26 protein-coding genes, 1 tRNA gene and 1 pseudogene are annotated in these 23,930 nt (G+C 65.8%); 12 read left to right on the forward strand and 16 right to left on the reverse strand.

Translation table 11 applies throughout. The features are described 5' to 3' along the window. The first annotated feature begins 61 nt into the window (after nt 1-61). The gene (locus ACFEMD_RS12005; RefSeq protein ID WP_394741234.1) at nt 62-1,363 is read left to right on the forward strand and encodes a midas domain-containing protein; all 1,302 of its coding nucleotides are present in this window, start codon (nt 62-64) and stop codon (nt 1,361-1,363) included. Nucleotides 1,364-1,671: 308 nt separating this feature from the next. Next, on the forward strand, nt 1,672-2,889 hold the full coding sequence (locus tag ACFEMD_RS12010) for a hypothetical protein (protein WP_394741235.1): 1,218 nt from the start codon (nt 1,672-1,674) through the stop codon (nt 2,887-2,889). A 96-nt stretch (nt 2,890-2,985) separates the two neighbouring features. Here ACFEMD_RS12010 and ACFEMD_RS12015 read toward each other — a convergent pair whose 3' ends face one another. Then, nucleotides 2,986-3,540, reverse strand: a complete 555-nt coding sequence (locus ACFEMD_RS12015; RefSeq protein ID WP_394741236.1) for an NUDIX hydrolase — start codon at nt 3,538-3,540, stop codon at nt 2,986-2,988. Between the two features lie 171 nt (nt 3,541-3,711). On the opposite strand from ACFEMD_RS12015, the gene ACFEMD_RS12020 reads away from it, so the two are divergent. Beyond that, the gene (locus ACFEMD_RS12020; protein ID WP_005554076.1) at nt 3,712-3,987 is read left to right on the forward strand and encodes a PadR family transcriptional regulator; all 276 of its coding nucleotides are present in this window, start codon (nt 3,712-3,714) and stop codon (nt 3,985-3,987) included. Between the two features lie 208 nt (nt 3,988-4,195). Here ACFEMD_RS12020 and ACFEMD_RS12025 read toward each other — a convergent pair whose 3' ends face one another. Next, nucleotides 4,196-4,927: a hypothetical protein gene (locus ACFEMD_RS12025; RefSeq protein WP_394741237.1), complete on the reverse strand. Its 732-nt coding sequence runs from the start codon at nt 4,925-4,927 to the stop codon at nt 4,196-4,198. Between the two features lie 112 nt (nt 4,928-5,039). Next, nucleotides 5,040-5,258, reverse strand: a complete 219-nt coding sequence (locus tag ACFEMD_RS12030) for a hypothetical protein (protein WP_394741238.1) — start codon at nt 5,256-5,258, stop codon at nt 5,040-5,042. 113 nt (nt 5,259-5,371) lie between these two features. Between ACFEMD_RS12030 and ACFEMD_RS12035 the strand changes: the two genes are divergently transcribed. Then, complete coding sequence (locus ACFEMD_RS12035) at nt 5,372-5,761, forward strand: PPOX class F420-dependent oxidoreductase (protein WP_394741239.1); 390 nt, start codon at nt 5,372-5,374, stop codon at nt 5,759-5,761. 133 nt (nt 5,762-5,894) lie between these two features. On the opposite strand, the gene ACFEMD_RS12040 is transcribed toward ACFEMD_RS12035, so the two are convergent. The 4 genes from ACFEMD_RS12040 to trmY all read right to left on the reverse strand — a co-directional run bounded on the left by ACFEMD_RS12040 (nt 5,895) and on the right by trmY (nt 9,129). Beyond that, complete coding sequence (locus ACFEMD_RS12040) at nt 5,895-7,397, reverse strand: alkaline phosphatase (protein ID WP_394741240.1); 1,503 nt, start codon at nt 7,395-7,397, stop codon at nt 5,895-5,897. A 336-nt stretch (nt 7,398-7,733) separates the two neighbouring features. Beyond that, the gene (locus ACFEMD_RS12045; RefSeq protein WP_394741241.1) at nt 7,734-7,952 is read right to left on the reverse strand and encodes a hypothetical protein; all 219 of its coding nucleotides are present in this window, start codon (nt 7,950-7,952) and stop codon (nt 7,734-7,736) included. 319 nt (nt 7,953-8,271) lie between these two features. Continuing rightward, a tRNA-Pro gene (locus ACFEMD_RS12050) sits at nt 8,272-8,344 on the reverse strand. Between the two features lie 188 nt (nt 8,345-8,532). Continuing rightward, on the reverse strand, nt 8,533-9,129 hold the full coding sequence (trmY, locus tag ACFEMD_RS12055) for a tRNA (pseudouridine(54)-N(1))-methyltransferase TrmY (RefSeq protein WP_394741242.1): 597 nt from the start codon (nt 9,127-9,129) through the stop codon (nt 8,533-8,535). Nucleotides 9,130-9,292: 163 nt separating this feature from the next. Between trmY and ACFEMD_RS12060 the strand changes: the two genes are divergently transcribed. Continuing rightward, nucleotides 9,293-9,481 carry an HVO_A0556 family zinc finger protein gene (locus ACFEMD_RS12060; RefSeq protein WP_394741243.1) on the forward strand — a complete coding sequence of 63 codons (189 nt, stop codon included), beginning with the start codon at nt 9,293-9,295 and terminating at the stop codon, nt 9,479-9,481. Nucleotides 9,482-9,507: 26 nt separating this feature from the next. Here the strand turns inward: ACFEMD_RS12060 and ACFEMD_RS12065 are convergent, their stop codons facing one another. The 3 genes from ACFEMD_RS12065 to ACFEMD_RS12075 form a co-directional block, all read right to left on the reverse strand. Next, nucleotides 9,508-9,696 (reverse strand): hypothetical protein, encoded by a 189-nt coding sequence (locus ACFEMD_RS12065; protein ID WP_394741244.1) that lies wholly within the window; start codon nt 9,694-9,696, stop codon nt 9,508-9,510. A 3-nt stretch (nt 9,697-9,699) separates the two neighbouring features. Continuing rightward, on the reverse strand, nt 9,700-9,906 hold the full coding sequence (locus ACFEMD_RS12070) for a DUF7511 domain-containing protein (protein WP_394741245.1): 207 nt from the start codon (nt 9,904-9,906) through the stop codon (nt 9,700-9,702). A gap of 239 nt (nt 9,907-10,145) precedes the next feature. Next, complete coding sequence (locus ACFEMD_RS12075; RefSeq protein ID WP_394741246.1) at nt 10,146-11,255, reverse strand: S1C family serine protease; 1,110 nt, start codon at nt 11,253-11,255, stop codon at nt 10,146-10,148. Nucleotides 11,256-11,367: 112 nt separating this feature from the next. On the opposite strand from ACFEMD_RS12075, the gene ACFEMD_RS12080 reads away from it, so the two are divergent. Next, nucleotides 11,368-12,735 carry a tRNA pseudouridine(54/55) synthase Pus10 gene (locus ACFEMD_RS12080; protein ID WP_394741247.1) on the forward strand — a complete coding sequence of 456 codons (1,368 nt, stop codon included), beginning with the start codon at nt 11,368-11,370 and terminating at the stop codon, nt 12,733-12,735. 57 nt (nt 12,736-12,792) lie between these two features. Here the strand turns inward: ACFEMD_RS12080 and ACFEMD_RS12085 are convergent, their stop codons facing one another. Both ACFEMD_RS12085 and ACFEMD_RS12090 read right to left on the reverse strand, forming a co-directional pair. Continuing rightward, nucleotides 12,793-13,272: an SHOCT domain-containing protein gene (locus tag ACFEMD_RS12085; RefSeq protein WP_394741248.1), complete on the reverse strand. Its 480-nt coding sequence runs from the start codon at nt 13,270-13,272 to the stop codon at nt 12,793-12,795. Between the two features lie 124 nt (nt 13,273-13,396). Then, nucleotides 13,397-15,505, reverse strand: a complete 2,109-nt coding sequence (locus tag ACFEMD_RS12090; protein WP_394741249.1) for a S9 family peptidase — start codon at nt 15,503-15,505, stop codon at nt 13,397-13,399. Nucleotides 15,506-15,649: 144 nt separating this feature from the next. On the opposite strand from ACFEMD_RS12090, the gene rnhB reads away from it, so the two are divergent. From rnhB to ACFEMD_RS22070, 3 genes are all read left to right on the forward strand, one after another. Next, a complete protein-coding gene (gene rnhB / locus ACFEMD_RS12095) occupies nt 15,650-16,321 on the forward strand; it encodes a ribonuclease HII (RefSeq protein ID WP_394741250.1) in 672 nt (223 codons plus the stop codon). A gap of 68 nt (nt 16,322-16,389) precedes the next feature. Beyond that, nucleotides 16,390-17,400, forward strand: a complete 1,011-nt coding sequence (locus ACFEMD_RS12100; RefSeq protein WP_394741251.1) for a sodium:calcium antiporter — start codon at nt 16,390-16,392, stop codon at nt 17,398-17,400. 82 nt (nt 17,401-17,482) lie between these two features. Beyond that, entirely contained in the window at nt 17,483-17,587 is a 105-nt protein-coding gene (locus ACFEMD_RS22070; RefSeq protein ID WP_449289265.1) for a DUF7563 family protein, read from the forward strand. A gap of 31 nt (nt 17,588-17,618) precedes the next feature. On the opposite strand, the gene ACFEMD_RS12105 is transcribed toward ACFEMD_RS22070, so the two are convergent. After that, nucleotides 17,619-19,241 carry a preprotein translocase subunit SecD gene (locus tag ACFEMD_RS12105; RefSeq protein ID WP_394741252.1) on the reverse strand — a complete coding sequence of 541 codons (1,623 nt, stop codon included), beginning with the start codon at nt 19,239-19,241 and terminating at the stop codon, nt 17,619-17,621. Further along, a complete protein-coding gene (secF, locus tag ACFEMD_RS12110) occupies nt 19,238-20,116 on the reverse strand; it encodes a protein translocase subunit SecF (protein WP_394741253.1) in 879 nt (292 codons plus the stop codon). The genes ACFEMD_RS12105 and secF overlap by 4 nt, the downstream gene beginning before the upstream one ends. 148 nt (nt 20,117-20,264) lie before the next feature. Here secF and ACFEMD_RS12115 point away from each other — a divergent pair, with 148 nt between their 5' ends. Further along, on the forward strand, nt 20,265-20,609 hold the full coding sequence (locus tag ACFEMD_RS12115) for a hypothetical protein (protein ID WP_394741643.1): 345 nt from the start codon (nt 20,265-20,267) through the stop codon (nt 20,607-20,609). A 5-nt stretch (nt 20,610-20,614) separates the two neighbouring features. On the opposite strand, the gene ACFEMD_RS12120 is transcribed toward ACFEMD_RS12115, so the two are convergent. Continuing rightward, nucleotides 20,615-21,085: a DUF5812 family protein gene (locus ACFEMD_RS12120; protein WP_394741254.1), complete on the reverse strand. Its 471-nt coding sequence runs from the start codon at nt 21,083-21,085 to the stop codon at nt 20,615-20,617. A 231-nt stretch (nt 21,086-21,316) separates the two neighbouring features. Between ACFEMD_RS12120 and ACFEMD_RS12125 the strand changes: the two genes are divergently transcribed. Beyond that, the gene (locus ACFEMD_RS12125) at nt 21,317-21,760 is read left to right on the forward strand and encodes a hypothetical protein (RefSeq protein ID WP_394741255.1); all 444 of its coding nucleotides are present in this window, start codon (nt 21,317-21,319) and stop codon (nt 21,758-21,760) included. Nucleotides 21,761-21,820: 60 nt separating this feature from the next. Further along, entirely contained in the window at nt 21,821-23,116 is a 1,296-nt protein-coding gene (locus ACFEMD_RS12130; RefSeq protein ID WP_394741256.1) for a glucose-6-phosphate isomerase, read from the forward strand. Between the two features lie 106 nt (nt 23,117-23,222). Here the strand turns inward: ACFEMD_RS12130 and ACFEMD_RS12135 are convergent. Then, nucleotides 23,223-23,837 (reverse strand): annotated as a pseudogene (locus ACFEMD_RS12135) (helix-turn-helix domain-containing protein); the annotation flags it as partial. Between the last annotated feature and the right edge of the window lie 93 nt (nt 23,838-23,930).

Genomic DNA, 23,930 nt, shown 5'->3' on the forward strand with positions numbered 1-23,930 from the left:
CGACGATAATGGCGTAACAGTCGTCTCGTTTTACTCTCCGGCTGGATGTAGCGTGGCTCGCATGGTTTCACGATCGCAGCAACTCGGCGTCGTCTTCGTTGCACTGCTGGTCGCTCTCTCGGGGGGTCCTGCCCTCGCCGGAGCGTCCACAGCCGTGAGCGACGACGCCGGAGACATGAGCGCAACACTCGAGAACGTCCAGGTCGAGAGCCTCGAACTCGACAGCGTCACGGTCGAAGACGCTACCATCGAGGAGCTGAACGTCGAGGAGTTCGACGCCGACACCCAGGAACTCCAGGACGCACTCGACGAGAACGACGACGACGCCGATGAGGACGAGGCGGCTGACGACGAGGAGAACGCAGCTGACGACGAAGAGAACGGCGCCGATGACGAGGAGAACGCCAACGACGAGGACGAGATGAACGACGAGGATGCCGACGAGGTGACCCTCACCGACATCGAGCTCGAGTCGCTCGAGCTCGAGGACGTCTCGGTCGACGATCTCGAACTCGACGAGGACGAGATGAACGATGTCGACGAGGAGGACAACGGCGTCGATGACGAGGAGGCCGACGAAGCTGACGACGAGGAGGCTGACGAAGCTGACGACGAGGAGAACGATGATAATGGTCTCCTGAACGACGACAACGACGAGGCCGAAGAGAACGGCCAGGATCTGATCGACGAGGAGGCTGACGAGCTCTCGATCCAGACGCTGACCATCGAGACGATGGACGTCGAGCAGCTCACCATCGACGAGCTAACCGTCGAGGACGACGAGATGAACGACGAAGACGCGGCTGAAGACGAAGAGAACGCGAACGATGAGATGAACGACGACGAGGAGAACGCCGCCGACGAGGAAATGGATGACGAGGACGCACCCGAGGACGACAACGGTGAAACCCAGGAGATCGACGAGCTCACCATCGAACAGTTCGACGTCGAGGAGATGACCATCGACTCGATGACCGCGATGTCGGTCGAGGAAGCTGACGGCGAGGACGCGCCCGAGAACGACGAGGACGCGAACGACGAGATGAACGACGACGAGGAGATGGATGACGACGCGGCTGAAGACGACGAGATGAACGACGAAGACGCCGATGAGACCGACACCGCCGAGGAGACGGTCAGCCAGGCGTCCGCCTCGTCGATCTCGATCGGTGACGCGACCGTCGACACGCTGACGCTCGGCGACGCCGCGGAGCTCGAGGCGATCGACGACGAGGAGGAGAACGACAACGGACTGCTTGATGACGACGAGGACGAGGACGAGGATGACGACGGGCTGCTCGACGACGATGACGATGAGGAGGAGAACGACGACGGTCTCCCCTCGATCGCCGCGCTGAGCTAACCGGTTTGCACGCGAGAGCGACCGATTCCGGTCGGTCGGCGGTGCCGACCGCGGACTGACCGCGATTTCTTTTCGGTGCCGTGAGTAAACGTCCTGTTCCCGTGGAGTGATACCGACCGATATCGGCCGTCGCTTTCGGGTTGTCGATACGCTGATAGATCCGATTTCGATCGCGAGCCGCCGCCGATCTGGTCGGAGTGAACGACCGATTAGGACGACGGGGTCGGGCGCTAATTCGGGCTTGTCTCGAGCACGACACCGTAACAGTCGGCTCGTTTTAGCTCGGCTACCGACCACGGTGAGCTCGCATGGTTTCAAGCGTACAGAAACTCGGCGTCGTGTTCGTCGCACTGCTGGTCGCGCTCTCGGGGGGTCCCGCCCTCGCCGGCGCGTCAGCGGGCACGAGCGACGACGCCGGAGACGTGAGCGCGACGCTCGAGAACGTCCAGGTCGAGACCCTCGACCTCGACGAAGTGACGATCGAGGACGCGACGATCGAGGAGTTGAACGTCGACGAACTCGAGGCCGACACCCAGGATATCGAGGCAGAACTCGACGAGAACGGCGAAGAGAACCAGGAGGAGGACCAAGCGGAAGAGAACCAGGAGGACGATAACGCTGCCGACACCGAGACCGCCGAGGACGTGACGATCTCGGACATCCAGCTCGAGTCGCTGACCCTCGAGGACGTCTCGATCGACGACCTCGAACTCGAGGAGGACGAGATGATGGACGACGAAGAGATGGACGATGACGAGATGATGGACGACGACGAAATGATGGACGACGAGGAAAGCGAGGGAGCTGACGAGGAGAACGACCTCGCAGATGACGAGACGGACGAGGAGATGAACGACGACGACGAGGCTCCCGAGAACGGACAGGATCTGATCGACGAGGACGCGAGCGAACTCACGATCCAGACCCTGACCATCGAGACGATGGACGTCGAACGGATGACGATCGACGAGTTGACCGTCGAGGACGGCGGGCTCCTCGACGACATCGGTGATTGGTTCGACGGGATCTTCGGCGACGACGAGGAGGAGAACGATGCCGCTGCGGACGAGAACGACGACGCCGAAGGCGAAGATGCCGCTCAGGAAGACGAGGAGAACGCGGTCGACGAGGAGGAGAACGATGCCGACGAGGACGAGAACGGCGAAACCCAGGAGATCGAGGAGCTCACCATCGAGCAGTTCGACGTCGAGGAGGTCACCTTCGACTCGATGACGATCGAGTCGCTCGAGGAAGCCGACGAGGAGAACGCCGCCGACGAGGACGAGAACGATGCCGACGAGGAGGAGAACGACGAGGCTACGACCGAAACCGTCTCCCAGGCCTCCGCCTCCATGATCTCGGTCACCGACGCCAACGCCGACACCGTCACGCTCGGGGACGCCCAGGACCTCGAGGAAGTGACCGACGACGAGGCCGAGACCGAGCCCGACGAAGAGACCGACGACGAGGAGAACGACCTCGAGGACGACGAGGACGAGACGCCCTCGATCGCAGCCCTGCGCTGAACGGTCCGCTCGAGCGATCGAACCGAACCACCGGCCGCGACCGCTCGCGGCCGTCTTTTTTATCGATCAGGCGCCCCGTCTCGCTTCACGAGCTATCTACTCGTCCGCCTCGAACAGTCGGTAGTACGACAGCGCAAGCACCGTCCTGCCGTCGCGGATCTCCCCGGTACGGACCGCCTCCGTGAGCTCCTCGAGGGTCGTCTCGGTCGGACGGATGCTCTCGTTGTGGTCGAGACGCTGCTCGGCGGAGGGACGACAGCCGTAGGCGACGAAAAAGTGCATGACGGAGTCGGCGATCCCGTTGGCGGGCTCGACCGTGATCAGCGCCTCGAGTCGCTCGGCCTCGTGGCCGGTTTCCTCGGCCAGTTCGCGCCTGGCCGCGGCCTCGAGGTCGTCGTCCTCGGGTTCGGTGCCGCCAACGGGGAGACCACGGTTGACCCGCGAGACCGCCTGGCGCCACTCCTCGATGCAGACGACGTCGCCGTCGGGCGTAAACGGTAGGACGCAGACGCTCGCCGGCTCCGAGACGTAGTCGAACTCGGTTTCGCTCTCGTCCGGGAGCCGGACGGTTTCGGTTATCACGTCGAACCCCGGGCAGGAGTACGACGTCCGTTCCTCGAGGGTTTCCCAGGCGAGCGGATCGATTGGCATAACTCCCGATACGGCAGTCGGCGTAAAAAACGCCCCGTCACGGTTTCGGACTGTGACCGAGTAGCGTGAGCCGAAAGCCGCCTATGTAGTGCGTTCCGGTGGGACGAGCGAACGTACCCGCTCTATAACAAAGCCACAGATCGCTGAAGGTCGTCACTCAGAGGACACTCCATGGACGAACTAACCGGATTCCAGCGCGACTTGCTGTACGTCATCGCGGGCAAGGACCGACCGTCGGGACAGGAAATCCTCGACGACATTAACCAGTACATCGACCAGCCGGTTACACACGGCCGGCTGTACCCGAATCTCGACGCGCTCGTCGAGAAGGAACTCATCGAGAAGGGGCAGCTCGACCGGCGGACGAACTACTACGCGCTGACGCCGAAAGGTCGACGCGAACTCCAGCAGCGCCAGGAGTGGGTCAGTCGATACGTCGACGTCTGAGGGCGTTCCGTTTGTTCCGTCACCCGCCGGAGAGCGACGGCCTCGAGCGGTTCGTCCGTGATGGCTTTCCCTCTCGAGGCCGGAACGAACGGTCTGCGATCGGTCGTCCGAGCACGGACACAGGTACCGGACGGAATCCGTAGGGGTCGTCCTCGAGTAGGCGGAGAACGGAGTCCCTACAGTCGTTGTCTGTACCCGTAGGCAGCGCCTACGTCGTCGTCTCGAATGAAACACGGGAGAGGTCCGCCTCGAGGTCGGCGACGTCCTCGTTGAACGAGGAGACGAACGCGCCGACGTCGCCGACGAGCCGACGAACCTCTGGGGCCGGTGCGGGGCCATACTGTGAGAGCAGGTAGGTGCCGTCCGATCCGCCGACTCGCAGGTACGAAACCGCGTCGCCGTCCCACTTCAGCTCCCAGCGGGTGCCCGACACCGTCGTTCGATAGGTGCCGTACTCCCCATCGTAGCGGTGGAGCTGCTGGGCCATCGCGGTCGCGACCTCCCGGATTCGCTCGAGGATGCGGTCACGCTCGGCGGCCAGCTCCGCCGCGCTGGCGACCGCGGGGAGTTCGGTTGCCGCGTCGTCGAACAGCCCCTCGAACGACTCGATGTGGTCGTTGAAGACCTCGACGAACGCGTCGTAGTCCTCGAGCGCCCGCTCGAGCGAGCCCGGTTCGGGCGGCTGTTTGCTCGAGACGACGTAGATCTCGGAGCCCGAACTCGGCTCGTATCGCAGGTACTGGACGTCGCCGGCCTCGTACTTCAGCGTCCAGTCTCCGTCGTCGGTCTCGAAGGTCCGCTGGCCGTAGTCTCCACCCTGTAGAACCGCCAACTCACGGGCCATCTCGCCGGCGTGAGCTCGTACGCGGGCTGCAACATCGTCGCGTCGCTTTGCGACGTCGTCCGCGGAGGCGACGTCACTGTCGAGTCCGTCGGTCATCGTCAGTTCGAGGCGCTCGAATCCGGTAACGGTTTGGATTCGGAGTAGCTACTGCCGTCGCTCGAGTCGATCCGAGAGTCGACAGAAACCGCCTCGAGGTAGCGTCGCGGGGTTACTCCTCGTCGTCCTCGTCGGCCTCCTGGCCGTTCCCGGTCCCCTCCTCGGCTTCGGCCTGATCGTCCTCGCCGCCGTCGAGTCCACCGTCCTCGTCCTCCTCGGTGGGATCTTCCGGAGCCCCTTCATCGTCTTCGTCGTCGCCACAGCCGGCGATCAGTGCGGTCGCCATCGTTGCGCCGCCGACCTGCAGCAGCCGTCGTCGGGTCTGGTCCATACCCGTAGGTCTCGTTCGACCACCATACGCCGCTCCCCGGCATTCGCGTGCTCGATCGATCGAGCACACCAGTGAGAGATTGTGACAAGAAACCGGCAGGCGTGTCCCGAACCATGGTCCCGATCCCCGAGGAGTGCCACGATCTGTTCGAGAAACCGACGTTCGCCCACGTCTGGACGCTAACCACCGACGGCGTTCCCCACATCACACCGGTCTGGATCGACTACGATCCCGAGGCGGAGCGACTGCTGGTCGACACCGAGCGCGGCCGCCAGAAGGAGCACAACGCGCGGGCGAACCCCGCCGTCGGGGTCGGCATGACCGACCCGGACGGTCCGTACCGGTACCTGTCGGTCGTCGGTGAGGTCGAGGAGCTGCAGACGGACGGCGCTCGAGCCCACATCGACGAGCTTTCGCAGCGGTATCTGGACGTCGAGGAGTATCCGAGCCCGGTCGAAACCGAGCGGGTGATAGTTCGGATTCGGCCCGATCGAATCCTCTGAACCGAGATATACCGTGAAGCTGGCCTGTATCGGGTGAGGTAGGTTCGACAGGGAATACCACAACCCACTCGAGGACCGGCAGTGACCCTCGTGAGCGGGTTGGGTGGAGGTGGTCGCCGAGCGACGGTCGTCGTTAGTTTCGGATCTCGTAGTCGATCTCCCGACCGGGTTCGAACTCGAGACCGAGCGCATCGGCGATCCCGACCGAGACGTCGGTGTTGTCGAAGTACTGGCCGAAGTGTTCGGCGCCAGGACCCGACGCGTAGGACGGTACCTCCTCGCCAGTGTGCGAGTCGGAAGACCAGCCCATCTGGGTGCGCTTGTTCAGTACGTTCGTGAGATCACCGCCAACGATATCGATAATCTCGCCTTCGGTGAGCTCGAGTCCGGTATGGGCCTCGACGACGTCCACCGTGGCACCGCGATCGTAGCCGGCCTCCTCGATTGCGTAGTCGAGGTGTTCGAGGCTCGCACGGATCTCGTCGATCGCCGCCCAGTCCATATCGTAGGCGTCCCAGCCGAGCGACATTCCGCCGGTCTCGTGGTCCGCGACCTGCATCGCGAACGTCTCGGGGGTGTCGTCGTCCTCGGCGTAGTCGAGAACGGTGCCGAAGGCCTCGTCACACTCGAGCTGTTCGTGGGTGATCGTGTTGTCGTGGGAGTGTCCCTGGTGATCGACGCGTCCCGATTCGACCATCAGGAAGAAGCCGTTCTCGCAGTCCGAGAGGACCTCGATCGCTTTCTCGGTCATCTCCACGAGCCCGGGCTCGTCGGTGTCGTCGACGTACTCCCGGTCGACGTAGTAGCTCATGTGCGCGGAGCGGTCGCTCTCGCTTCCGAACAGGCCGAGCAGTTTCCCGTCGTCGGCGTCGGCGAGTTCGGCTTCAGTCTCGACGACGTGGTAGCCCTGCTCTTCGGCGCGAGCGAGCATGTCCTCGCCGTCGTCGCGCTCCTCGGGATCGAAGTGACGCTTGCCGCTGCCCAGCAGCACGTCGACGTTCCCGTTCTCGACGTACTGACGGGCGATCTCGTCTTCCATGCCGCGATCCGGAACGTGGGTCGCGAAGGCCGCCGGGGTCGCGTGGGTGATCCGAGTGGTGGTGACGAGTCCGGTCGCCATCCCAGCCTCGTGGGCGGCCTCGAGGACTGTTCCGACGGGCGTGTAATCGTCTTCGCTACCGATGCCGCCGATCACGCCGTTGTAGCCCTTCGTTCCGGTTGCCATCGCAGTCCCGGCCGCTCCCGAGTCGGTGATCAGTAGCTCGGGTTCGTCCGGTTGCGTACTCATCCCGCCGATCCGGTCGGCACGGTCGACGTTGAGCGTCGTTCCGTCTGGAGTGACGTTCTCGGGGAACGCCTCGGAATCCTCCTGGTACGCCTTTAGGTAGCGCGCACCGCTGATGTGGGCTTGGCCTGCGCCGTCGGGGATAACGAGAATCGCGTTCTGCGCGTCCCCGCCCGTTCGACTCCCTTCGCCGCCAACCTCAGTTTTCTCGTCGCCGTCGTCAGCCAGTGCGGTCCCGCCGAGTGCGCTCGCGCCTGTGATCGCACCCACCGTTCCCATGAACGTCCGCCGGTCGGCCGAAATACCCGATCGATCCTCCGCATCGTCGCTGACGTCTGGTTTGCCAGGCATGCAACAGACCGATTTCAGTACTCGATATAGTATTTTTATAATATTTAGATATAATTAAATTACCTATCTGGTTAGATACACATCCCCAAGTAGTAGTATAGAGATGGCACAGAACACGGCCGAACTATGAGCGAAACGGTCCGACTTCTCGACGGTTCGAGCCCGAACTGGATCCGTACAAGAATAGAACGGTCAGTCCCTGGTGTCCGCTCGAGGAGCCCACGCCGGTACGAACCGTGCTGAAAACTGTAACGGCGATAGACGTCCGTTTGGGACGGAACTCCGGGCTCGCCGACGCCGAACCGGAGTATTGCTCGGCCCGTGCGCTGGTGCGTGCTACGGATGTCCGTACTGATCCCGGCCCGAACTGGATCGTTCTGAGCGACCCTGTCGAATCTCGTACACTCGTTCGCGGGGAATCCGGACGATTTCGCTGCCCTCACCGGTTTCGACCTCGAACCGCCAGAGCTCCGGATCGGCGTCGTACTGAAGATCGTCGACCGCCATCGTTTCGGTTCCTCCGACCGTCTCGTAGGTGATGGTCTTCTCGCTCATCGACGTGACCGTCGCCGGGTGACGGAAAGAAGATTTATATTAGCCTCACTGCCCGCTCACGAGCGGTATATAGACCGTCAGTCCCTGGTCTTCGGGCGCTCTCGAACGCGCCGGAGCCGCTCTCCGTTACGGCTACCCAACGCCTGTCGCTACAAAAATGCAAGAGAAGTAGGCCAGCGCGAATTCGAACAGATGCGGGACGGTCGCGCTCATTTCGTTCGCGCGCTGCGACTCGCGTGTTCGAATATGTGCGGATCAATTGCTGCCCACTCACGAACGCGACTCGCTTCGCTCGTCGGTTAGTGTTCGCGGGCAGAAATGGGCCGGCGCGAATTCGAATCGCGGTTACGGCCACCCGAAGGCCGAAGGATACCAAGCTACCCCACCGGCCCGCAGATAGAGTGTGGACAGCCGATCGTTTAACCCTTCCGAAAGCGAGTCTCGAGCCGGCTGCCGAGTGGTCTCGACCGTCGGTATCGGCGTCGAGTGTCGGCACCTCCTGCTCCGCTCGAGCGGAGTAACTACCGTTAACCACCGCCGAAACCGTGGTGCTTGTTAGCAACTAACTCCTAACAACCACCTAAACGCGCTCGTAGCCGTCGGTGTCGAGGAAGTGGTGGGCTACCGTGATCGCCTGGTCGGCGTGGAGGAGTTCGGGACCCAGCCGCAGTCGTCGCTCGGCCGCGTCCTCGAGTAGTTCGACCTCCTCGGGCGTGAAGTCCTGATGGTCCGAGAGCACGAAGATCGGATTCTCGAGCGTTCCCGCTGCGGTAACGGGCTCCCCGTCCTCGTGGAGCTGGACGACGGTGCCCTCGTCGGCGACGGTCTCGAGGGTATCCTCGAACCCGCGCCGGTAGAGCTCGACGCCGGGACTGGGTTCGGCAGGCATCGCGCCGATGGCTTCCTCGCGGTGCTCTAAGGCCTTCCGGACCAGCGCGGCGGTGCTTCGCTCGTCGGGGTTCAGCCGTCGAAGCTCGCTTCCGTCGAAGGTAATCGTGAACTCGTCGCCCGCGACGAGGTGGACTCGGACGTCCTCGCGGATCCCGTGGGAGGTGACGAACGCCGACGTGATCGACCGACAGAGCGCGTCGAGCCGACCGGCTCCGCCCGCGAGGTCGTCCAGCGAGAACGACGGCTCGGTCGGGACCTCGTGACCGATGAGTACGAACTGGCGCATACCGGAGCGACGCCGACCGCAGGCATAGGGGCGACGGTTTCCGATCGCGCTCGGTCGAAACGGCTTCCGTGTGATCCCTCCTCGTACGTTAATTTCACCCATCCTTACATTGCATACACAGGGCGAACGGTTTCACGTCAGTCGGGTGGCAGTAGTGAGTAGTATGTCGAAACCGCAGTCCACCGCCGGACAGCAACGGGACGTACTCGCCATCCTCGAGGGGCGGCCCTGTCCGGTCTGTGCGGACGGCGAACTCGAGCGCGAGGAGTACAAGGACAACGCGGCCGCGGTCTGTGACGACTGCGGTACGCCGCAGGCACAGGTCTGGCAGCCCTCGGAGTACTCGGAGTAAAAGGAGCGCCAGCGGGGATCGACCGGTCACCGGGTTCGTGGGCCGTCGTAGCCGTGTCCGACGATCAGGGCGAGCGCGTGAACGGCGAGCAGGCCGAACAGCAGCGTCAACGCTTGCACCGAATCGATACCGGCGATAAACACCGGCAGGTAGACGACCGGGAGGAGGGTCCCGATCCAGAACCCGATTGCGGTGACGGTGCTCCAGGCGTACATGGCTCAGCGCATCGACTCGAGCCTGACGAACCCGTCGTCGTAGGCCGCGATCCAGTTGGTCATCAGCTCCATCTCGGTCGCGTTCCGCGGAAACATCGCACACTCGTTGGGGCCGTCGTTGTTCTGGATCGTGACACTGTCGAGTTCGAGACTCGTGTCTCGGGAGGGAGTCTGTTCGGCGTCGGGGTCGGTTGTGTTCGTGCTGGTCATAGGGTACAGGCGGCCATCGCGCCACCGACGACTACGCCGAAGCCCACTATTGTTATCGAGGATTTAACTGGTCGGGCTGTCGCGGTAGCGTTCCTCTCGGACGTCTTTCAGGCCACTTAATCAGTTGTAAAAGAATGTATATATAATAAGAATGTACCGTATCGTTACTGGTCGTTTCCGCTTCCGGCAACCGGTATCGTCGACCGTACGGACTCCGTTCGGTTCGATACCCATCACTCTCAGTCGTCGGTCGGTCGGACGCCGAGGGTCAGGTCGACGGTCCGGACCTCGCCGTCGCGACGCAGTTCGACCGCGACGGTGTCGCCGGGGCTGGTCTCGAGTGCGAGGACCGTCGAGAGCGCGTGGCGGTCCGGAATCGGTTCCCCGTCGATCGAGAGAATGACGTCACCGCCGACCGGTACGGGTTCGCCACCGCGCTCGACCGTTCGATCCGCACCCCGAAGGGCGCCGAGCGCGGGTTCCTGGAGCGTCTCGGTGACGATGACGCCCGTCGCCTCCTCGAGGTCGTTCTCCTCGGCGATCAGTCGGTCGACGGTCCCGAGCGCGATTCCGAGGAACGGGTGGTCGTACTCGCCTTCTTCGACAAGCGCGGGGACAATCCGTCGGGAGAGCGCGGCCGAGATCGCGAAGCCGATGTTGTCGCCGCCGCCGGCGTTGACGACGCCGACGACGTTCCCGTCGAGGTCGACCAGCGGCCCGCCGCTGTTGCCGGGGTTGACCGCCGCGTCGGTCTGGACGACGTTCGGGAACGTGAACTCGCCGTGGGGTGCCGGAACGGTTCGATCGACCCCGCTGACGATCCCCGACGACATCGAGCCCTCGAGACCGTAGGGGTTGCCGATCGCGAGTACCTCCTGGCCGACGACGGGCCGTTCCTCGGCCAGCCCCAGCGGGGTCGCGCCGTCGGGAACGTGGTCGGCCTCGAGGACCGCGAGGTCGCTGTGGCGGTCGCTGCCCAGCAATCGGGTGCCCGACCAGTCGCCGTTGATGTACTGGAGGTCAACTTCCTCCGCGCCGGCGACCACGTGCTCGTTGGTAACAATATACTCGCCGTCGACGACGAACCCCGATCCCTGCCCCCGGCCCTCCTCTTCGGTATACGGGTCTTCGATGCCGAACACGCGGATCTGGGTCACCGAATCGATGATCGTCTCGTAGACGTCGGTGTAGGTCGACCCGTCCGCGCGGTTCTCCCGGTCGATCCCGCTCGAGGAGTCCCCCTCGATCGAGCTCTCGGTCCGCGGTTCGGCACAGCCGGCGATCAGGCCGGCGACTCCGACGCCCGCACCCGCGAGAACGCCGCGGCGGCTCGGTCGATACTGGTCCATACCGACGGGTTGTACCGGACGTATTTGAACCTCGTGGGACAGTCCGTCACGGTGACCCGCTGTAGGCGTCGAATGGAAAACGTGTTACCCGCGGCTACCCGAGTGGGCGAACATGAGTACCGAGGACGCCCGCGCGCTGCTCGCGACGGGATCGGTCTGTGACTCCTGTCTCGGCCGGCCGTTCGCCGAGCGGAGTTTCGGGCTGACCAACGCCGAGCGGGGCCGGGCGCTGCGGACGACGATCGCGATCGAGGACGACGACGATTTCGAGCCCGTCGATCCCGATGCGTGCTGGGTCTGCGAGGGGTACTGCGCCACGTTCGACGCGATCGCGGAAACGATCGTCGACGAACTCGAGGGCGTCGACTTTGCCACCTACCAGGTCGGCACCCGGGTTCCGCCGCTGGTCGAGGAGAACGAACGACTGTTCCGCGAGGACGCCGGCCTCGAGCCCGACGTCGGCGAGTCGATGAAACGCGAGATGAACCGCGAGGTCGGTCGCCGCGTCGGCTCGAAGACGGGCGCCGAGGTTGACTTCGACCGCCCCGACGTGCTCGCGGTCGTCGACCTCGAGGCGTTCGACCCCCTCGAGTTCGACGCGGGCGACGCGGTCACGAGCCACGCGGTCGACGTCCAGATCAACCCGGCGTTCGTCTACGGTCGCTACCGCAAGCTCGAGCGCGACATCCCCCAGACGGAGTGGCCCTGCCGGGAGTGTGGCGGCAGCGGGATCCAGCTGGGCGACGACGGCGAGGAGCCCTGCGACTACTGCGGCGGCTCGGGCTACATGTACGACACCAGCGTCGAGCAGGTCGTCCGTCCCCACGTCGTCGAGGCGATGGACGGCGAGGAGGGTACCTTCCACGGTGCCGGCCGCGAGGACGTCGACGCCCGGATGCTCGAGGAGGGTCGGCCGTTCGTCCTCGAGGTCAAGCGGCCCCGCTTTCGGGAGCCGGCCCCCGCCGACCTCGAGCGCGAGATCAACGCTGCGGCCGAGGGCGCGGTGGAGGTCGAGGGACTTCGGCTCGCGACCTACGAGATGGTCGAACGGGTGAAAGAACACGACGCGAGCAAGCGCTACCGTGCGGACGTCGAATTTTCCAGCGCGATCGACGAGGACGCGTTCGAGACCGCGCTCGAGGAGCTCTCGGGAACCACCGTCGAGCAGTACACCCCCCAGCGGGTCGACCATCGCCGTGCGGGCCTGACCCGCGAGCGTGCCGTCTACGAGATCGACGGCGAACTCGAGTCGCCCACGAACGCGGAGGTTCGCCTCCACGGCGCGGGCGGGCTCTACGTGAAGGAGCTCATCAGCAGCGACGAGGGCCGTACGGAGCCGAGTCTCGCGGGGTTGCTCGAGACCGAGGCCGAGGTGACGGCCCTGGACGTCACCGGCGTCGAGGGCGAGGACGAGCCGTTCGAACTCGAGGCGTTCTTCCGGGACGAGCAGGCGGCGAAGACGAGTGGAGACGGCGACTGAGACGCGGGCTGAGCACGGAGAGACGCTTCGGCCGTCTCGATTCGTCGAAGCGATGGATTATCGAACGTCCTCCGTGAGGGATCCCTCGCGCTCTTCGGTCGGTCGAATCGTCGGCTTGGTGTCGGTCCTGTCATCGACACGCGTCTGTTCGTCCGATGGCAAGTCGTTCGAACCGACACTCGATTCCGCTAGCGCGTTCGCATCGAGAAGGGTCTGTACTCTGCGTTCGAACGTCGCCTCGTCGAGCTCGCCGGACGCATATCGCCGTTTCAGAATCTCGAACGCGTCGGTTTCGGCGTTCGGTTCCTCGGTATCGGCGGCGAGTCGTTCGGCGGTTTCCGCTCCCCACCACCGCTCGATCGTCTCGGAGTCGCCGAACAGTAACACGAGCATCGGGACAGCGAGCAACCCGAGGATGCCGGCCGCGAGGAGCGCCGTGTTGCCGAGAAGCCCACCGACGATCAACACACCGAGTGCCGGAAAGGGGAGGATCGCCGGATACAGCTTGATCCGTTCGATGACGTCGACGCTGCCCATACCGTCGCTAACGACAGCTCAACTCAAAAAGTTGTAGATCGGGTAACAGCTTCACCTGCTCGAGCACGGTGAAGGTTGCTGCGATACGGATCCGATCCGACTGAAGCTGCCGAGAGACGGTCGCTCACTCGTCTGACGGATGTTCTCTCGCCGGATCGTGCGTCTCGTACCACTCGAGGATCTGCTCGAGGCGATGGATCGCCCGGTCGGGGTCGCCGATGTTGTGGTGCTCGTCGGGGTAGACGATCAGTTTCGCGTCGACCCCCTGCTTGCGCGCGGCGGTGTAGAGCTGTTCGGACTGCGACGGCGGACAGCGCCAGTCCTCGCCGCCCGCCGTCACGAGCAGCGGCGTGTCGATCTCGCCGGCGTCGAGGACGGCCGAGGCCGCGTCGTAGCTCTCCGGGTTCTCCCAGGGGAGGCCGAAGTCGGCCTCCATCCAGTTGTGCGTGTCGCCGGTCCCGAAGTCCGCGCGCAGGTCGTAGATGCCGTGCTCCGGCGCGGCCGCGGTCAGCAGGTCCGTCTGCGTGACGAGGTAGCCCTGTGCGACGCCGCCGTAGGAGAAGCCGTAGCCGAAGACGCGCTCGGGGTCGACCCACCCCCGATCGACGAGCGCTTCGACCCCCGCGACGACGTCGTCGACCTCCGCAGTGCCCCAGCGGCCGCGCAACACGTCGGCGAACTCCCGTCCGCGGGAGGTACCGCCCCGGTAGTTCGGGCGGAAGAGCACGTAGCCCCGACTCGTCAGCGCCGCGTGGGCGAAGCTGAATACCGGTTCGTCGTAGGACAGGGGCCCGCCGTGGATCGCCACCACGAGCGGGTGGGGGCCGTCCTCGAGGTCGAGTTCCGGGTCGTGGTAGACGACCCCGTTGATGGTCCAGCCGTCGGACTCCCACTCGACGCGGCGCGCCTCCGGCATCGGGTACGAGTCGGTGAGCTCCGCGTTGACCGCCGAGAGCCGCCGGAGCGACTCGGGCTCCTCGGCCGCCTCGAGGTCGTCGACCGCGACCGCGTGGACGTCCGTCCCCTCCTGGGGGTGTGAGAACACGAGCGCGGCCGTCGAGCCGTCGTCGGCGACGTCGAACGCGAGGATCGCCCGATCGTCGCCCTGGGCCTCGAAGGTTCGCTCGACCGCGCCGTCGATCCCGGCGCGAACGAGCCGCGTTCTGGCCTCGTCGCCGACGAGGGCGTACGCCGCGTCGTCGACCCAGTTGATCGTCGCCCCGCGGGCGACGCCCCTGTCGAGGTCGGCCGTCAACGACCGCGGTTCCTCGCCGTCGTGAGCGTAGAGCTCGTCGGGCTTCGTCCAGTCCTCCGGATCGCGAACGACGAAGCCGAGCGTCCCGTTGTCGCGCCAGGACGGTCGCGTACACTGCCAGTCGCCGTCGGTCAGCCGCCGCAGGTCCGAGCCGTCGGGAGCGATCGTGTACACGTCCCGAACCAGCGTGTCGTCGGGCTGCTCGAGTCGACACGACGTGAAGGCGATGCGGTCGGTCGGCCCCCAGCGGGGCTCCATCCCCGTAAGATCCTGAAACGCACCGCCGCCGTAGGCGTCGTCCAGACGCTCGGCTTCGCCCGACTCGCGGTCGACGACGAACAGGTAGCTCGTCACGTCGTCGGTCCAGCCGGTCCCGTCGACCTTGTGCTGGAGGCGCGTTGTCTCGATCGGGCCACCCTCGTGCACCTGTTCGAGATACTCTTGTTCGTCGTCGGTCGGATCTCGCGCGGCGATCACGAGTCGGTCGCCGTCCGGGCTCCAGTCGAACTCCGCGACGCCCTCCTCTCGGTCGGTCACCTGCCGGGCGTCACCGCCTCGAGCGAGGTCGAACAGCCACACCTGCGGTTTCGGCTCGTCGTCGGCTTCGGGCCCATTCGCGTCATCCGTCGCGTCGGAGTCTTCGTCTCCGCCCGCTACACTCGAGTCGTTTCCCTCGTCCTCCCGGTCCCGCCATCCGACCCGCCGCCCGACGTCCGCCTCCCGCGCGGCGAGAAACGCGAGTTCGTCCCCCGTCGGGCTCCAGACCGGACTCGAGGCACCGGCGACGGTCGTCAGCCGATGTGGTTCCCTCGAGCCGTTCGTCGGGGCGACGAACAGCGAGACGACGGCCTCGTCGGCGCCCTGGTCGTACTCGGTCGCGGCGAACGCGATCCGATCACCGTCGGGCGAGACTGCGACTTCAGTGATCTCCGTAAGGTCGTAGTATGCCTCCAACGGAAGCTCGGTTCGTTCGATCACGACAACTACGTTTCATCCGGCCATGATATGTGTTGCGGGAACACAGGAACTCGTCTCGTAGGGTCCGTTCGCCCTCCCCGAGAGCGGCGAATCCGGCGTTCGAACACCGAAACTGCTTAGCGGATCGCGACGGATCCTCGAGCCATGCCGTTCGGCGTCGACGAGGCCGGAAAAGGTCCCGCACTGGGATCGATGTTCGCTGCGGCCGTCCACGTCGCGGACTCCGACGCGCTCCCCGAGGGAATCGCGGACTCGAAGCGCCTCGTCCCCGAGCGCCGCGAGGAGCTGGCGGCGACCCTGCGCGAGGACGACCGGATCGCCGTCGGCGTCAGCGAGATCACGCCGGCCCTGATCGACGACCCTGAAACGGATATGAACTCGCTGGCGGTCAGGGCCCACGCCGAGGCGATCGGCGCTGCCCTCGAGGCCGCCGACGTTTCCGCCGGTTCGTCGATGTCGGGGCTCTGTGACGCCTGCGACACCGACGCCGGTCGCTTCGCCCGCCGGGTCGCCGACGCCTGCGACCTCGAGTGCGACCTCGACCTCGATGCCGAACACGGCGCCGACGACGAGGACCCGATCGTCGGCGCGGCGAGCGTCGTCGCCAAGGTCGAACGCGACGCCTCGATGGCCGCGCTGGCCGACGAGTACGGCCCCGTCGGTAGCGGCTACCCGAGCGATCCGACCACGCGGGCGTTCCTCGAGACCTACGTCGCCGACCACGGCGAGCTGCCGCCCTTCGCCCGCGAGTCGTGGTCGACCTGCGCGGACGTCCTCGCCGAGGCCGAGCAGACGGGCCTCGAGCAGTTCCGATGAACCGATCTCTGTCGGCTTCATGTCGCCGTTTTATGCGCGGTCCCGACCTACGTCGTAGCTGATACGTCGTGCTCGAGATCGTCTGGTTCCTCGTCCTCGCGGTCGTCGCGACGGGCATCGTCTGGAAGGGAAGCGTCTGGCTCGAGGACGCGGCCGATCGGATCGCCGTCGGCTACGGCGTCCCGCCGGTCGTCCAGGGCGCGGTGATCGCCGCGGTCGGCTCGAGCATGCCCGAACTGGTGAGCGTCCTGCTCGCGACCCTGGTCCACGGCGAGTTCGAGCTCGGCGTCGGCGCGATCGTGGGCTCGGCCGTCTTCAACCTGCTCGTGATCCCGGGACTCGCCGTGCTGGTCGGCGCCGGAGAGATGGAGACGAGCCGAAAGCTCGTCTACAAGGAGGCGCTGTTCTACATGCTCGCAGTGGCCGTGCTTCTGCTGACGTTCTCGCTGGCGGTGATCTACTACCCCCTCGAGGGGGCCGGACTGCAGGGGGAGGTCACGCGGTGGCTCGCGCTGTTTCCCCTCGCGCTGTACGGCCTCTACGTCTTCACTCAGTACCTCGACGCGACCGAGGACGAACTCGAGGCCGACCCGTCGGTGAACCTCCTGCGAACCTGGCTGTGGTTCGGGGCCGGGCTGTTCGTCATCGTCGTCGGCGTCGAGGGACTCGTCCGAGCCGCGATCGGCCTCGGCGACGCCTTCGGCACCCCCGCGTTCCTCTGGGGAATGATCGTCGTTGCCGCGGGCTCGAGCGTCCCCGACGTCTTCGTCAGCGTCGCCGCGGCCCGTGCGGGTCGGCCGTCGGTCAGCCTGGCGAACGTACTAGGGAGCAACGTCTTCGACCTGCTGGTCGCGGTTCCAGCCGGCGTACTCGTCGCCGGCTCGCTTGCGATCACGTTCGCCCACATCGTCCCGATGATGGCGTTTCTCGTCCTCGCGACGGTCGTCTTCTTCGCCATCGCCCGGACCGACATGCTGCTCTCGGAGCGGGAGGCCTGGCTGTTGCTCGGCTCGTACGGGGTGTTCGTCGTCTGGCTCGTCCTCGAGAGCGTCGGCGTTTTGAACGTCGTTCCGACGTAGGCTCGAGGTGTGGAGCGAACCGGGTTGCGGTGGCAGGGAGCCGCCTCTTGCCCGTAGAGACGCTCCAGTTGCGAGTACAACGATGCCGATCTGCACACACTGTGACGACCCCGTATCGTTCGACTTCGTGCGCGCCCACGGCGACGGCGACCGCGTCGACTGGTGTCCGCGCTGTCGCGACGACTGAGCAAAACGAGGCGGCGAGCGGTCTATTCGAGCTACTTGTCCGTCAGCAGGCGCTGAAGGATGTCGCCGTAGGCGGGCCGGGTGATGAGCACGCCGATCAGCACCCCGAGGATGGTGATGATCGCGAATCCGCGCAGGTCGCCGAGACTCAACACGGCCAGCGGCGACAGCGCGATAATCGTCGTCGCGGCGGCGGCGCCGATGATCCAGAACGCCTTGCGGAACCGCGACTCGAACACCCGCTGGGAGCTGACCTCGCCTTCGTCCATCACCTCGTCGGCGATGATGATGAGGTCGTCCACCCCCGTCCCGACGACGGCAATGAACCCGGCGACGTGAGAGAGGTCCAGCGGCATGCGTATCAGCGCCGCAAAGCCCAGCAGGATGATCACCTCCGCGAGCGCCGTGAGGATCATCGGTGCGGCGACGCGGCGATCGTTGTAGCGCAGGTAGACCATCCCGCTGACCGTTAGTATGGAGAGGACGCCGATCAGCAGCGAGTAGGTCTTGAACTGATCCGCGAGCGCGGGCTCGAGCGAGAACGTCTGTTCCTGCTCGAAGTCAAGCGGCGCGGTCAGGGCGCCCGACTGAAGGTTGACCGCGAGGTTGTGGGCGTCCTGCTGGGTCGGGACGATCATCTGGAAGACGGGATCGTTCACCCAGTTGCCCGAAGCCATGCTCTCGCCTAAATCGGGGCTCATGCTGTGGGCGTCGACGACCTCGCCGTCGACCTCGGTGAGCAGACACCACTGCGGAGCGTCGGGATCGAAGTCGAACTCGCCGGTCTCGCGGTCGTGGACGGCACACTGCCCGACCCCTTCGCCGGTGAAGCCGTACTCGTTCATCGCTTCCTGGTAGTCGGCGGCCGGACTGGAGCCGTCCCCGTCCTCGGCGTCGTCGACGGTGACGGGAACGTAGTGGTATCCTTCCTGGTCGTTGTACGACGCCGATCCGACGCTGGCGAACTCCTCACCCTGGAGGACCGTCTCGTTGGTCTGGTTCCCGTCCTCCTCGGGGTGGTAGGCGACGATCTGGACGTCCCCGCGCTCGGTGAGCATCTCGCGCAGTTCCGCGGGGCTCATCCCGGGCACCTCGGTGACGATGTAGTAGCCGTCGCCGACGGTCGCCTCCTGGTAGGCGGTGCCGCCCGAGAGCCCCGCTTCGTTGATCCGCAGTTCGATCGTCTGGATGATCTCGTCGCGGGTCTGCTGGGTGACCTCGTCGCTGACGTCGCCCTCGTCGACGTCGACGCCGGCCTCCTGTAAGGCGGCGGCGAACTCCGCGGCGGTGACCTCTTCGGCGAACACCTCGGCGGTGAAGCGGTTGTCGTCCTCGTGGTAGCGGACGATCGCGTCGGCGGCGTCGACCCCGAGTTCGTCCTGGAGTGTCGACTCGACCTCGCGTTCCTGCTCCGGCTCGATGTCGATGTCGGCGCTCATGCCGACCGGCGGCGCGCTAATTCGGGTCCCGCCGTCCAAGCCGAGGCCGTACTCGAGGTTCGTCGGCCCCTCGTCGAACTCCTCGTCTTCCTCCTCGACGAGGGTGTCGTCGTCCATCACCCCACCGGGGACGAACAGCGCGACGAGCGCGACGCTGACGAACAGCACCAGCAGGAGGATCCGCCAGTACTCCTTGACGAACGCGATCGGGTTCATCGCGCCACCCCGTGGAACATGTACCACCGAAGCAGGCTCAGGTTTAGCATGTACGTGTTCATCAGGTCCGCAGCGAGGCCGACGAAGAGGATGATGCCGATCGACGACAGCAACTCGACGCCGAACAGCCACGCGGCGATCCCCATCACGAGCATCGCCATCATCGACGTGACGGTCATCGTCACCCCGGTTCGCATCGCCCGGTGGGTGCTCTCGTAGAAGTCACCGCCCCGACGCAGGACGTGGTTGTTCAACAGGATGTCCGAGTCGACGGAGTACCCGATCAGCATCAACAGCGCGGCGACCGTCCCCAGCGAGAGCGGGATGCCGACGATCGACATGAACGCCAGCGGAATCACGATGTCCGAAAACGCCGAGACGACGATCGCGATCGAGGGAACGAACGTTCGAAACAGGACGAACGCGAGCACGCTCATTCCGAGGAAGGCGACGGCGATACCGAGCAGCGCGGTCTGTTGGGTCTGCTCGCCGAAGCTCGCCGACGTCGAGGACACCTGCTGGATGACCGCGGCGTCGCCGTCGGGCTGTAAGTTGGCCTCGGCCTGTTCGCTCAGCGCCTCCTGGTCGGTCGAGGCGAACTGCACGATGTACTGGTTGTCCTCCGAAGCGACCGACTGGACGGATTCGGGCTCCTCGTCGAACGCCTCCGGAATCTCACCCTCCGATGCGGTCGTCTGGACCGTCAGCTCCGTTCCGCCGGCGAAGTCCATCCCGAGCTGGACCGGCGTTCCGAACAGCAGAAACGACCCGACGAGAACGAGCAGTGCGACCCCGAGAACCGCGAGCGGCACCGCCGCCAGCTGGCGGTCGCTGTACCGGGTGTAATCGATCTCCGGTACGTCGAAATACCCCATATACCACCCACCTGGCAGTCGGGCCGTGTAAGCCTTCCTAATTTCTGTGCCAATCTCCTGTGAGAATAATCGAGGGATCGACGACGAGCTAAAACCGCTCGAGCCCGTAGGCGGGAGTATGACCCCAGAGACTCCCGAATCGTCGACGATGATCGAGGACCCGTCCGACGCCGCCCGGGACGCCTTCGCCGAGCGAGTCGTCGTCTCCTACCCCGCGGATCTCTCCGAGTGGGGTCGGTTTCAGGTCGAGAAACCCTCGTTCCGGGCGTTCCTTCGTAAGACACGCGACACCGCAGAGGCGGGCGATCTCTGGGAGGAGTTCGTCGGCGTCGGCTGCTGTGGCAACACGCTCGACGTCCCGCTACGGGTCGAGGACGTCGAGGGCGGCTCGCGGATCGTCGACGACACCGAGATCGAGTACGACGTCCGCGAGGCCTGTGGCATCCAGGGGAGCTGGCGCGTCCAGAGCAAGGGCGGCCCGAGCCACGGGTAGCGAGTTCAATCTGGCAGGTACCGAACGCTCAACACGCCGTCGTCGGCCGAGCGACGCACCTCGACGCGAACCGCCTCGAGCCGGGCCGCTCGAGCAACCGTCTCCTCGTCCTCGAGGACGTCCTGCGCTGCGGCTTCGACCTCCGACTCGAGGTTGAAGACGTGGATCTCGCCGGTTCCCGCTCGCTCCTCCTGGATCAGCTCGCCGACCTCGGCGCCGGCCGCGAGCTCCTTCTCGTGAGTGGTCGGCTCGAGGTCGCTGTCGACCAGCTCGATCGTCCGCCGATCGGCGACGTCGACGACCTCCCAGGCGACCTCCAGGGGGGGTTCGGGCGCAACGGTGGCCTCGAGGACGTCGTGGACCTCGAGGCCGGGGTTCGACGAGAGGGTGTGTACCTGTGCGGTCTCGACGTCGCGGACGACGGCCGACTCCGCTTCGGCGTGGGTGACGACGAACGTGCCCGTCTGTTCGGTCATAGCGGCTCGTAGACGCGTGGCGGGTTTTGGGGTTTCGGATCGGGCCAGTCGACGGGACCGCGGGTGTGTTCAGTCGAGAGTACACCCGGTCCGGAAACGAGCCCGCCGCGAGCGGCACCCGCTCGAGCACGGACGTCGACCTCGACGACGTCCTCGCGTCCGAAGCGCTACCCGACGCGAGCGTTACAACTGGCCGACACGTACTTCACCCGCTTCGACATACCCGTACTCGTGAACGAACGATCGGATATCGTCCTCTTCGGATCTGCCTTCGCTTTCGGGACAATCGTCCCCACGGGTTCGCTGTACGGAGTGGTGGCGGTACCGGCGCTCGAGCCTGCGGGGGATCTCCTTCTCGTCGCCTGGTTCACGCTGCTCGCCCTCGGGACCGCCCTGCTCGGCGCGCGGTTACCGACGGACGCGCTGCTAGGTGGAACCCTTCTCGGAACGGTCGTCGGGTTCTGGGCGTTCGAGGCCCTCGTCGGCTGGAGCTTCGTCATGTTCGCGGTCGTACCGATCGCACTCCTGGCGATCGTCGCCGGCGCGTGGGTGGCCTACGAGCGGAACCGACGAAGCGGCGAGGTCGAGGAGCCGTCGTACGGCACCTGGCGGCACGTATTCGTCCTGCTGGCGCTGGCGCCGATCGCGTTCTCGCTCCTCCTGCTGTTCGCCTGAGGCCCGTCGACCGCAGCGCGTGACGGAACGCCTTTACCGCAGGCGGGTGCCCTCACCAGCATGGACGTCGACATCGGCAACGCGCTCGCGTCGGTCGCTTCGCCGGGTGTCTCTCGAGGCTCGCTCGAGCGCCTGGACGAGCAGGTCGCCGACGCACACGAACGCATCGAGGACGGGATGGCAAACGGGGAACACGGCTACGAGGCGCTGAACCTCCCTGATCGAACCGACCCCGACGAGATCCGCACGGCGGTCGAACCCGTCGCCGACGCCGAGGCCCTCGTGACCGTCGGTATCGGCGGCAGCGCACTCGGCGCGGCGACGATCACCGAGGCGCTCGACTCCGACACCGAGACCGTCTTCCTCGACAACGTCGACCCCGCGTGGATCTCGAGCCATCTCGAGCGACTCCCCCTCGAGAACACCGCGATCAACGTCGTCTCCCGGTCGGGGACGACCGCGGAGACGCTGGCGAACTTCCTGGTCGTCCGGGAGGCCTTCGAGGACGCGGGCGTCGACTGGACCGAACGAACGATCGTGACGACGGGCGAGTCGGGCCCCCTCCGCGATCTCTCGGAGCGCCACGACCTGCCGTCGCTGAAAGTTCCCGACGGGGTTCCGGGTCGCTTCTCGGCGCTCTCGGCCGTCGGGATGGTCGCCGCCGCGGTCTGTGGCCACGACCTCGAGGCGCTGCTCGAGGGGGCCACAGCCGAGGCCGACACCCTGTCGGGCTCGCTGTTCGACTGTCCGGCCTACGCCTACGGGGCGACCAGCTACGCGCTGGACGCCCGCGGCGCGGGGATGAACGCGATGGTCCCCTACGCCGAGTCCCTCGAGACCTACTCGGAGTGGTTCGCCCAGCTGTGGGCCGAGAGTCTCGGGAAGGACGACCTCGGGCAGACGCCCCTGCGGGCGCTCGGCGTCACCGACCAGCACTCCCAGCTCCAGCTCTACCGTGCCGGACCGCGGGACAAGGTGGTCACGTTCGTCACGCCTCGAGAGGGCGAGGATCGATCGATCCCCGACACCGAGGTTGACGATCTGGCCTACCTCGGCGACGCGACGCTCGGCGAGTTGCTCGACGCGGAGTTCGAGGCGACGGAGGCCAGCCTCGCCGCTGCGGGCCGGCCGAACGTCCGGATCGAACTCGAGCGGGTCGACGAGTACGAGCTCGGCGGCTTGCTGTACGGGATGGAGGCGGCCTGCGTGCTCGCGGGCGAACTCTACGGCGTCAACACGTTCGAACAGCCCGCCGTGGAGTGGGCGAAGAAGGCGACCCGCGGCCTGCTCGGCGGCGGCGAGTTCGAGGAGGCCGACGCCGTCGCGGAGAAGACCGAGCTCCGCGTGGAACGGTAATCCAGACCGCCAGTCGTCCCTCCTCCTCGTCGTCGAACGCGTCCCGCAGGATCGCCCGCTGGCCGCGCCGGAGCAGCGCGGAGAGCGCCTGGCTCGAGATATCGAACTCCTCGGCCAGCTCCTCGGTGGAGACCTTCCGCGGGACGTCGAAGTACCCCCGTTCCAGCGCGCGACGCAGAACGGCGGCCTGGCGGGGCGTGAGGTCGTGTCGCTCGGCCGCGTCGTCCTCGCTCCGGTAGAGCCGCCGCAGCGAAAACGCCAACTCTCGCTCGTCACAACGCTCCCGGTAGGCCGCCAGCGCCTCCCGGCTCGGAAAGTGCGCCCGGTAGCGAACCGACTCCGCTCGCAGTTCGATGTCGAGAAACGTGATGCCGAGCTCGAAGGCGTCGGCGTAGGTCATCCCTCGCTCCCCCTCGGGGGTGAGTCGAACGCGAAAGAGACACCGCTCGGAGACCGTCGAGAGTCGTTCGAACACGTCGACCGATCGATCGTCCGCCAGCGCCTCGAAGAACCGCTCGAGTGCTTCCGTCGCGCCGCTCGCTCGAAAGGTGAGGTGGGAGCCGTCGTGGCGATTCGACTGCTCGTCTCGACCTCGATCGTCACCTCGGGCACCCGGCGGCGTGCGGTTCGCATGATCGGGTGGTTCGACAGCGAGTACTCGGCGATGAAGCTCATCTCGCTCACCGCACGAGTTCGCTCCCGCCTCGAGACTTGCGGGCATCCTCGGCGGAGGCGGGTCGGCGGGTAACCGCTACCGGTCGTCGACCGACGCGGCGTTTCGGTTGCGGGACGCTCTCACGCTTCATGGGCGTGC

The sequence above is a fragment of the Natronococcus roseus genome (assembly GCF_043677095.1).
Lineage (GTDB): Archaea > Halobacteriota > Halobacteria > Halobacteriales > Natrialbaceae > Natronococcus > Natronococcus roseus.

What these genes read in the sequence shown, in the direction of transcription:
- rnhB (WP_394741250.1), top strand. Translation starts at nt 15,650, where the DNA reads ATGCCGTTCGGCGTCGACGAGGCCGGAAAAGGTCCCGCACTGGGATCG.
- ACFEMD_RS12035 (WP_394741239.1), top strand. Translation starts at nt 5,372, where the DNA reads ATGGTCCCGATCCCCGAGGAGTGCCACGATCTGTTCGAGAAACCGACG.
- ACFEMD_RS12130 (WP_394741256.1), top strand. Translation starts at nt 21,821, where the DNA reads ATGGACGTCGACATCGGCAACGCGCTCGCGTCGGTCGCTTCGCCGGGT.
- ACFEMD_RS12080 (WP_394741247.1), top strand. Translation starts at nt 11,368, where the DNA reads ATGAGTACCGAGGACGCCCGCGCGCTGCTCGCGACGGGATCGGTCTGT.
- ACFEMD_RS12025 (WP_394741237.1), bottom strand. Translation starts at nt 4,927, where the DNA reads ATGACCGACGGACTCGACAGTGACGTCGCCTCCGCGGACGACGTCGCA.
- ACFEMD_RS12040 (WP_394741240.1), bottom strand. Translation starts at nt 7,397, where the DNA reads ATGCCTGGCAAACCAGACGTCAGCGACGATGCGGAGGATCGATCGGGT.
- ACFEMD_RS12105 (WP_394741252.1), bottom strand. Translation starts at nt 19,241, where the DNA reads ATGAACCCGATCGCGTTCGTCAAGGAGTACTGGCGGATCCTCCTGCTG.
- ACFEMD_RS12065 (WP_394741244.1), bottom strand. Translation starts at nt 9,696, where the DNA reads ATGTACGCCTGGAGCACCGTCACCGCAATCGGGTTCTGGATCGGGACC.
- ACFEMD_RS12085 (WP_394741248.1), bottom strand. Translation starts at nt 13,272, where the DNA reads ATGGGCAGCGTCGACGTCATCGAACGGATCAAGCTGTATCCGGCGATC.
- ACFEMD_RS12060 (WP_394741243.1), top strand. Translation starts at nt 9,293, where the DNA reads ATGTCGAAACCGCAGTCCACCGCCGGACAGCAACGGGACGTACTCGCC.
- trmY (WP_394741242.1), bottom strand. Translation starts at nt 9,129, where the DNA reads ATGCGCCAGTTCGTACTCATCGGTCACGAGGTCCCGACCGAGCCGTCG.
- ACFEMD_RS12075 (WP_394741246.1), bottom strand. Translation starts at nt 11,255, where the DNA reads ATGGACCAGTATCGACCGAGCCGCCGCGGCGTTCTCGCGGGTGCGGGC.
- secF (WP_394741253.1), bottom strand. Translation starts at nt 20,116, where the DNA reads ATGGGGTATTTCGACGTACCGGAGATCGATTACACCCGGTACAGCGAC.
- ACFEMD_RS12030 (WP_394741238.1), bottom strand. Translation starts at nt 5,258, where the DNA reads ATGGACCAGACCCGACGACGGCTGCTGCAGGTCGGCGGCGCAACGATG.
- ACFEMD_RS12115 (WP_394741643.1), top strand. Translation starts at nt 20,265, where the DNA reads ATGATCGAGGACCCGTCCGACGCCGCCCGGGACGCCTTCGCCGAGCGA.
- ACFEMD_RS12015 (WP_394741236.1), bottom strand. Translation starts at nt 3,540, where the DNA reads ATGCCAATCGATCCGCTCGCCTGGGAAACCCTCGAGGAACGGACGTCG.
- ACFEMD_RS12020 (WP_005554076.1), top strand. Translation starts at nt 3,712, where the DNA reads ATGGACGAACTAACCGGATTCCAGCGCGACTTGCTGTACGTCATCGCG.
- ACFEMD_RS22070 (WP_449289265.1), top strand. Translation starts at nt 17,483, where the DNA reads ATGCCGATCTGCACACACTGTGACGACCCCGTATCGTTCGACTTCGTG.
- ACFEMD_RS12010 (WP_394741235.1), top strand. Translation starts at nt 1,672, where the DNA reads ATGGTTTCAAGCGTACAGAAACTCGGCGTCGTGTTCGTCGCACTGCTG.
- ACFEMD_RS12070 (WP_394741245.1), bottom strand. Translation starts at nt 9,906, where the DNA reads ATGACCAGCACGAACACAACCGACCCCGACGCCGAACAGACTCCCTCC.
- ACFEMD_RS12045 (WP_394741241.1), bottom strand. Translation starts at nt 7,952, where the DNA reads ATGAGCGAGAAGACCATCACCTACGAGACGGTCGGAGGAACCGAAACG.
- ACFEMD_RS12120 (WP_394741254.1), bottom strand. Translation starts at nt 21,085, where the DNA reads ATGACCGAACAGACGGGCACGTTCGTCGTCACCCACGCCGAAGCGGAG.
- ACFEMD_RS12005 (WP_394741234.1), top strand. Translation starts at nt 62, where the DNA reads ATGGTTTCACGATCGCAGCAACTCGGCGTCGTCTTCGTTGCACTGCTG.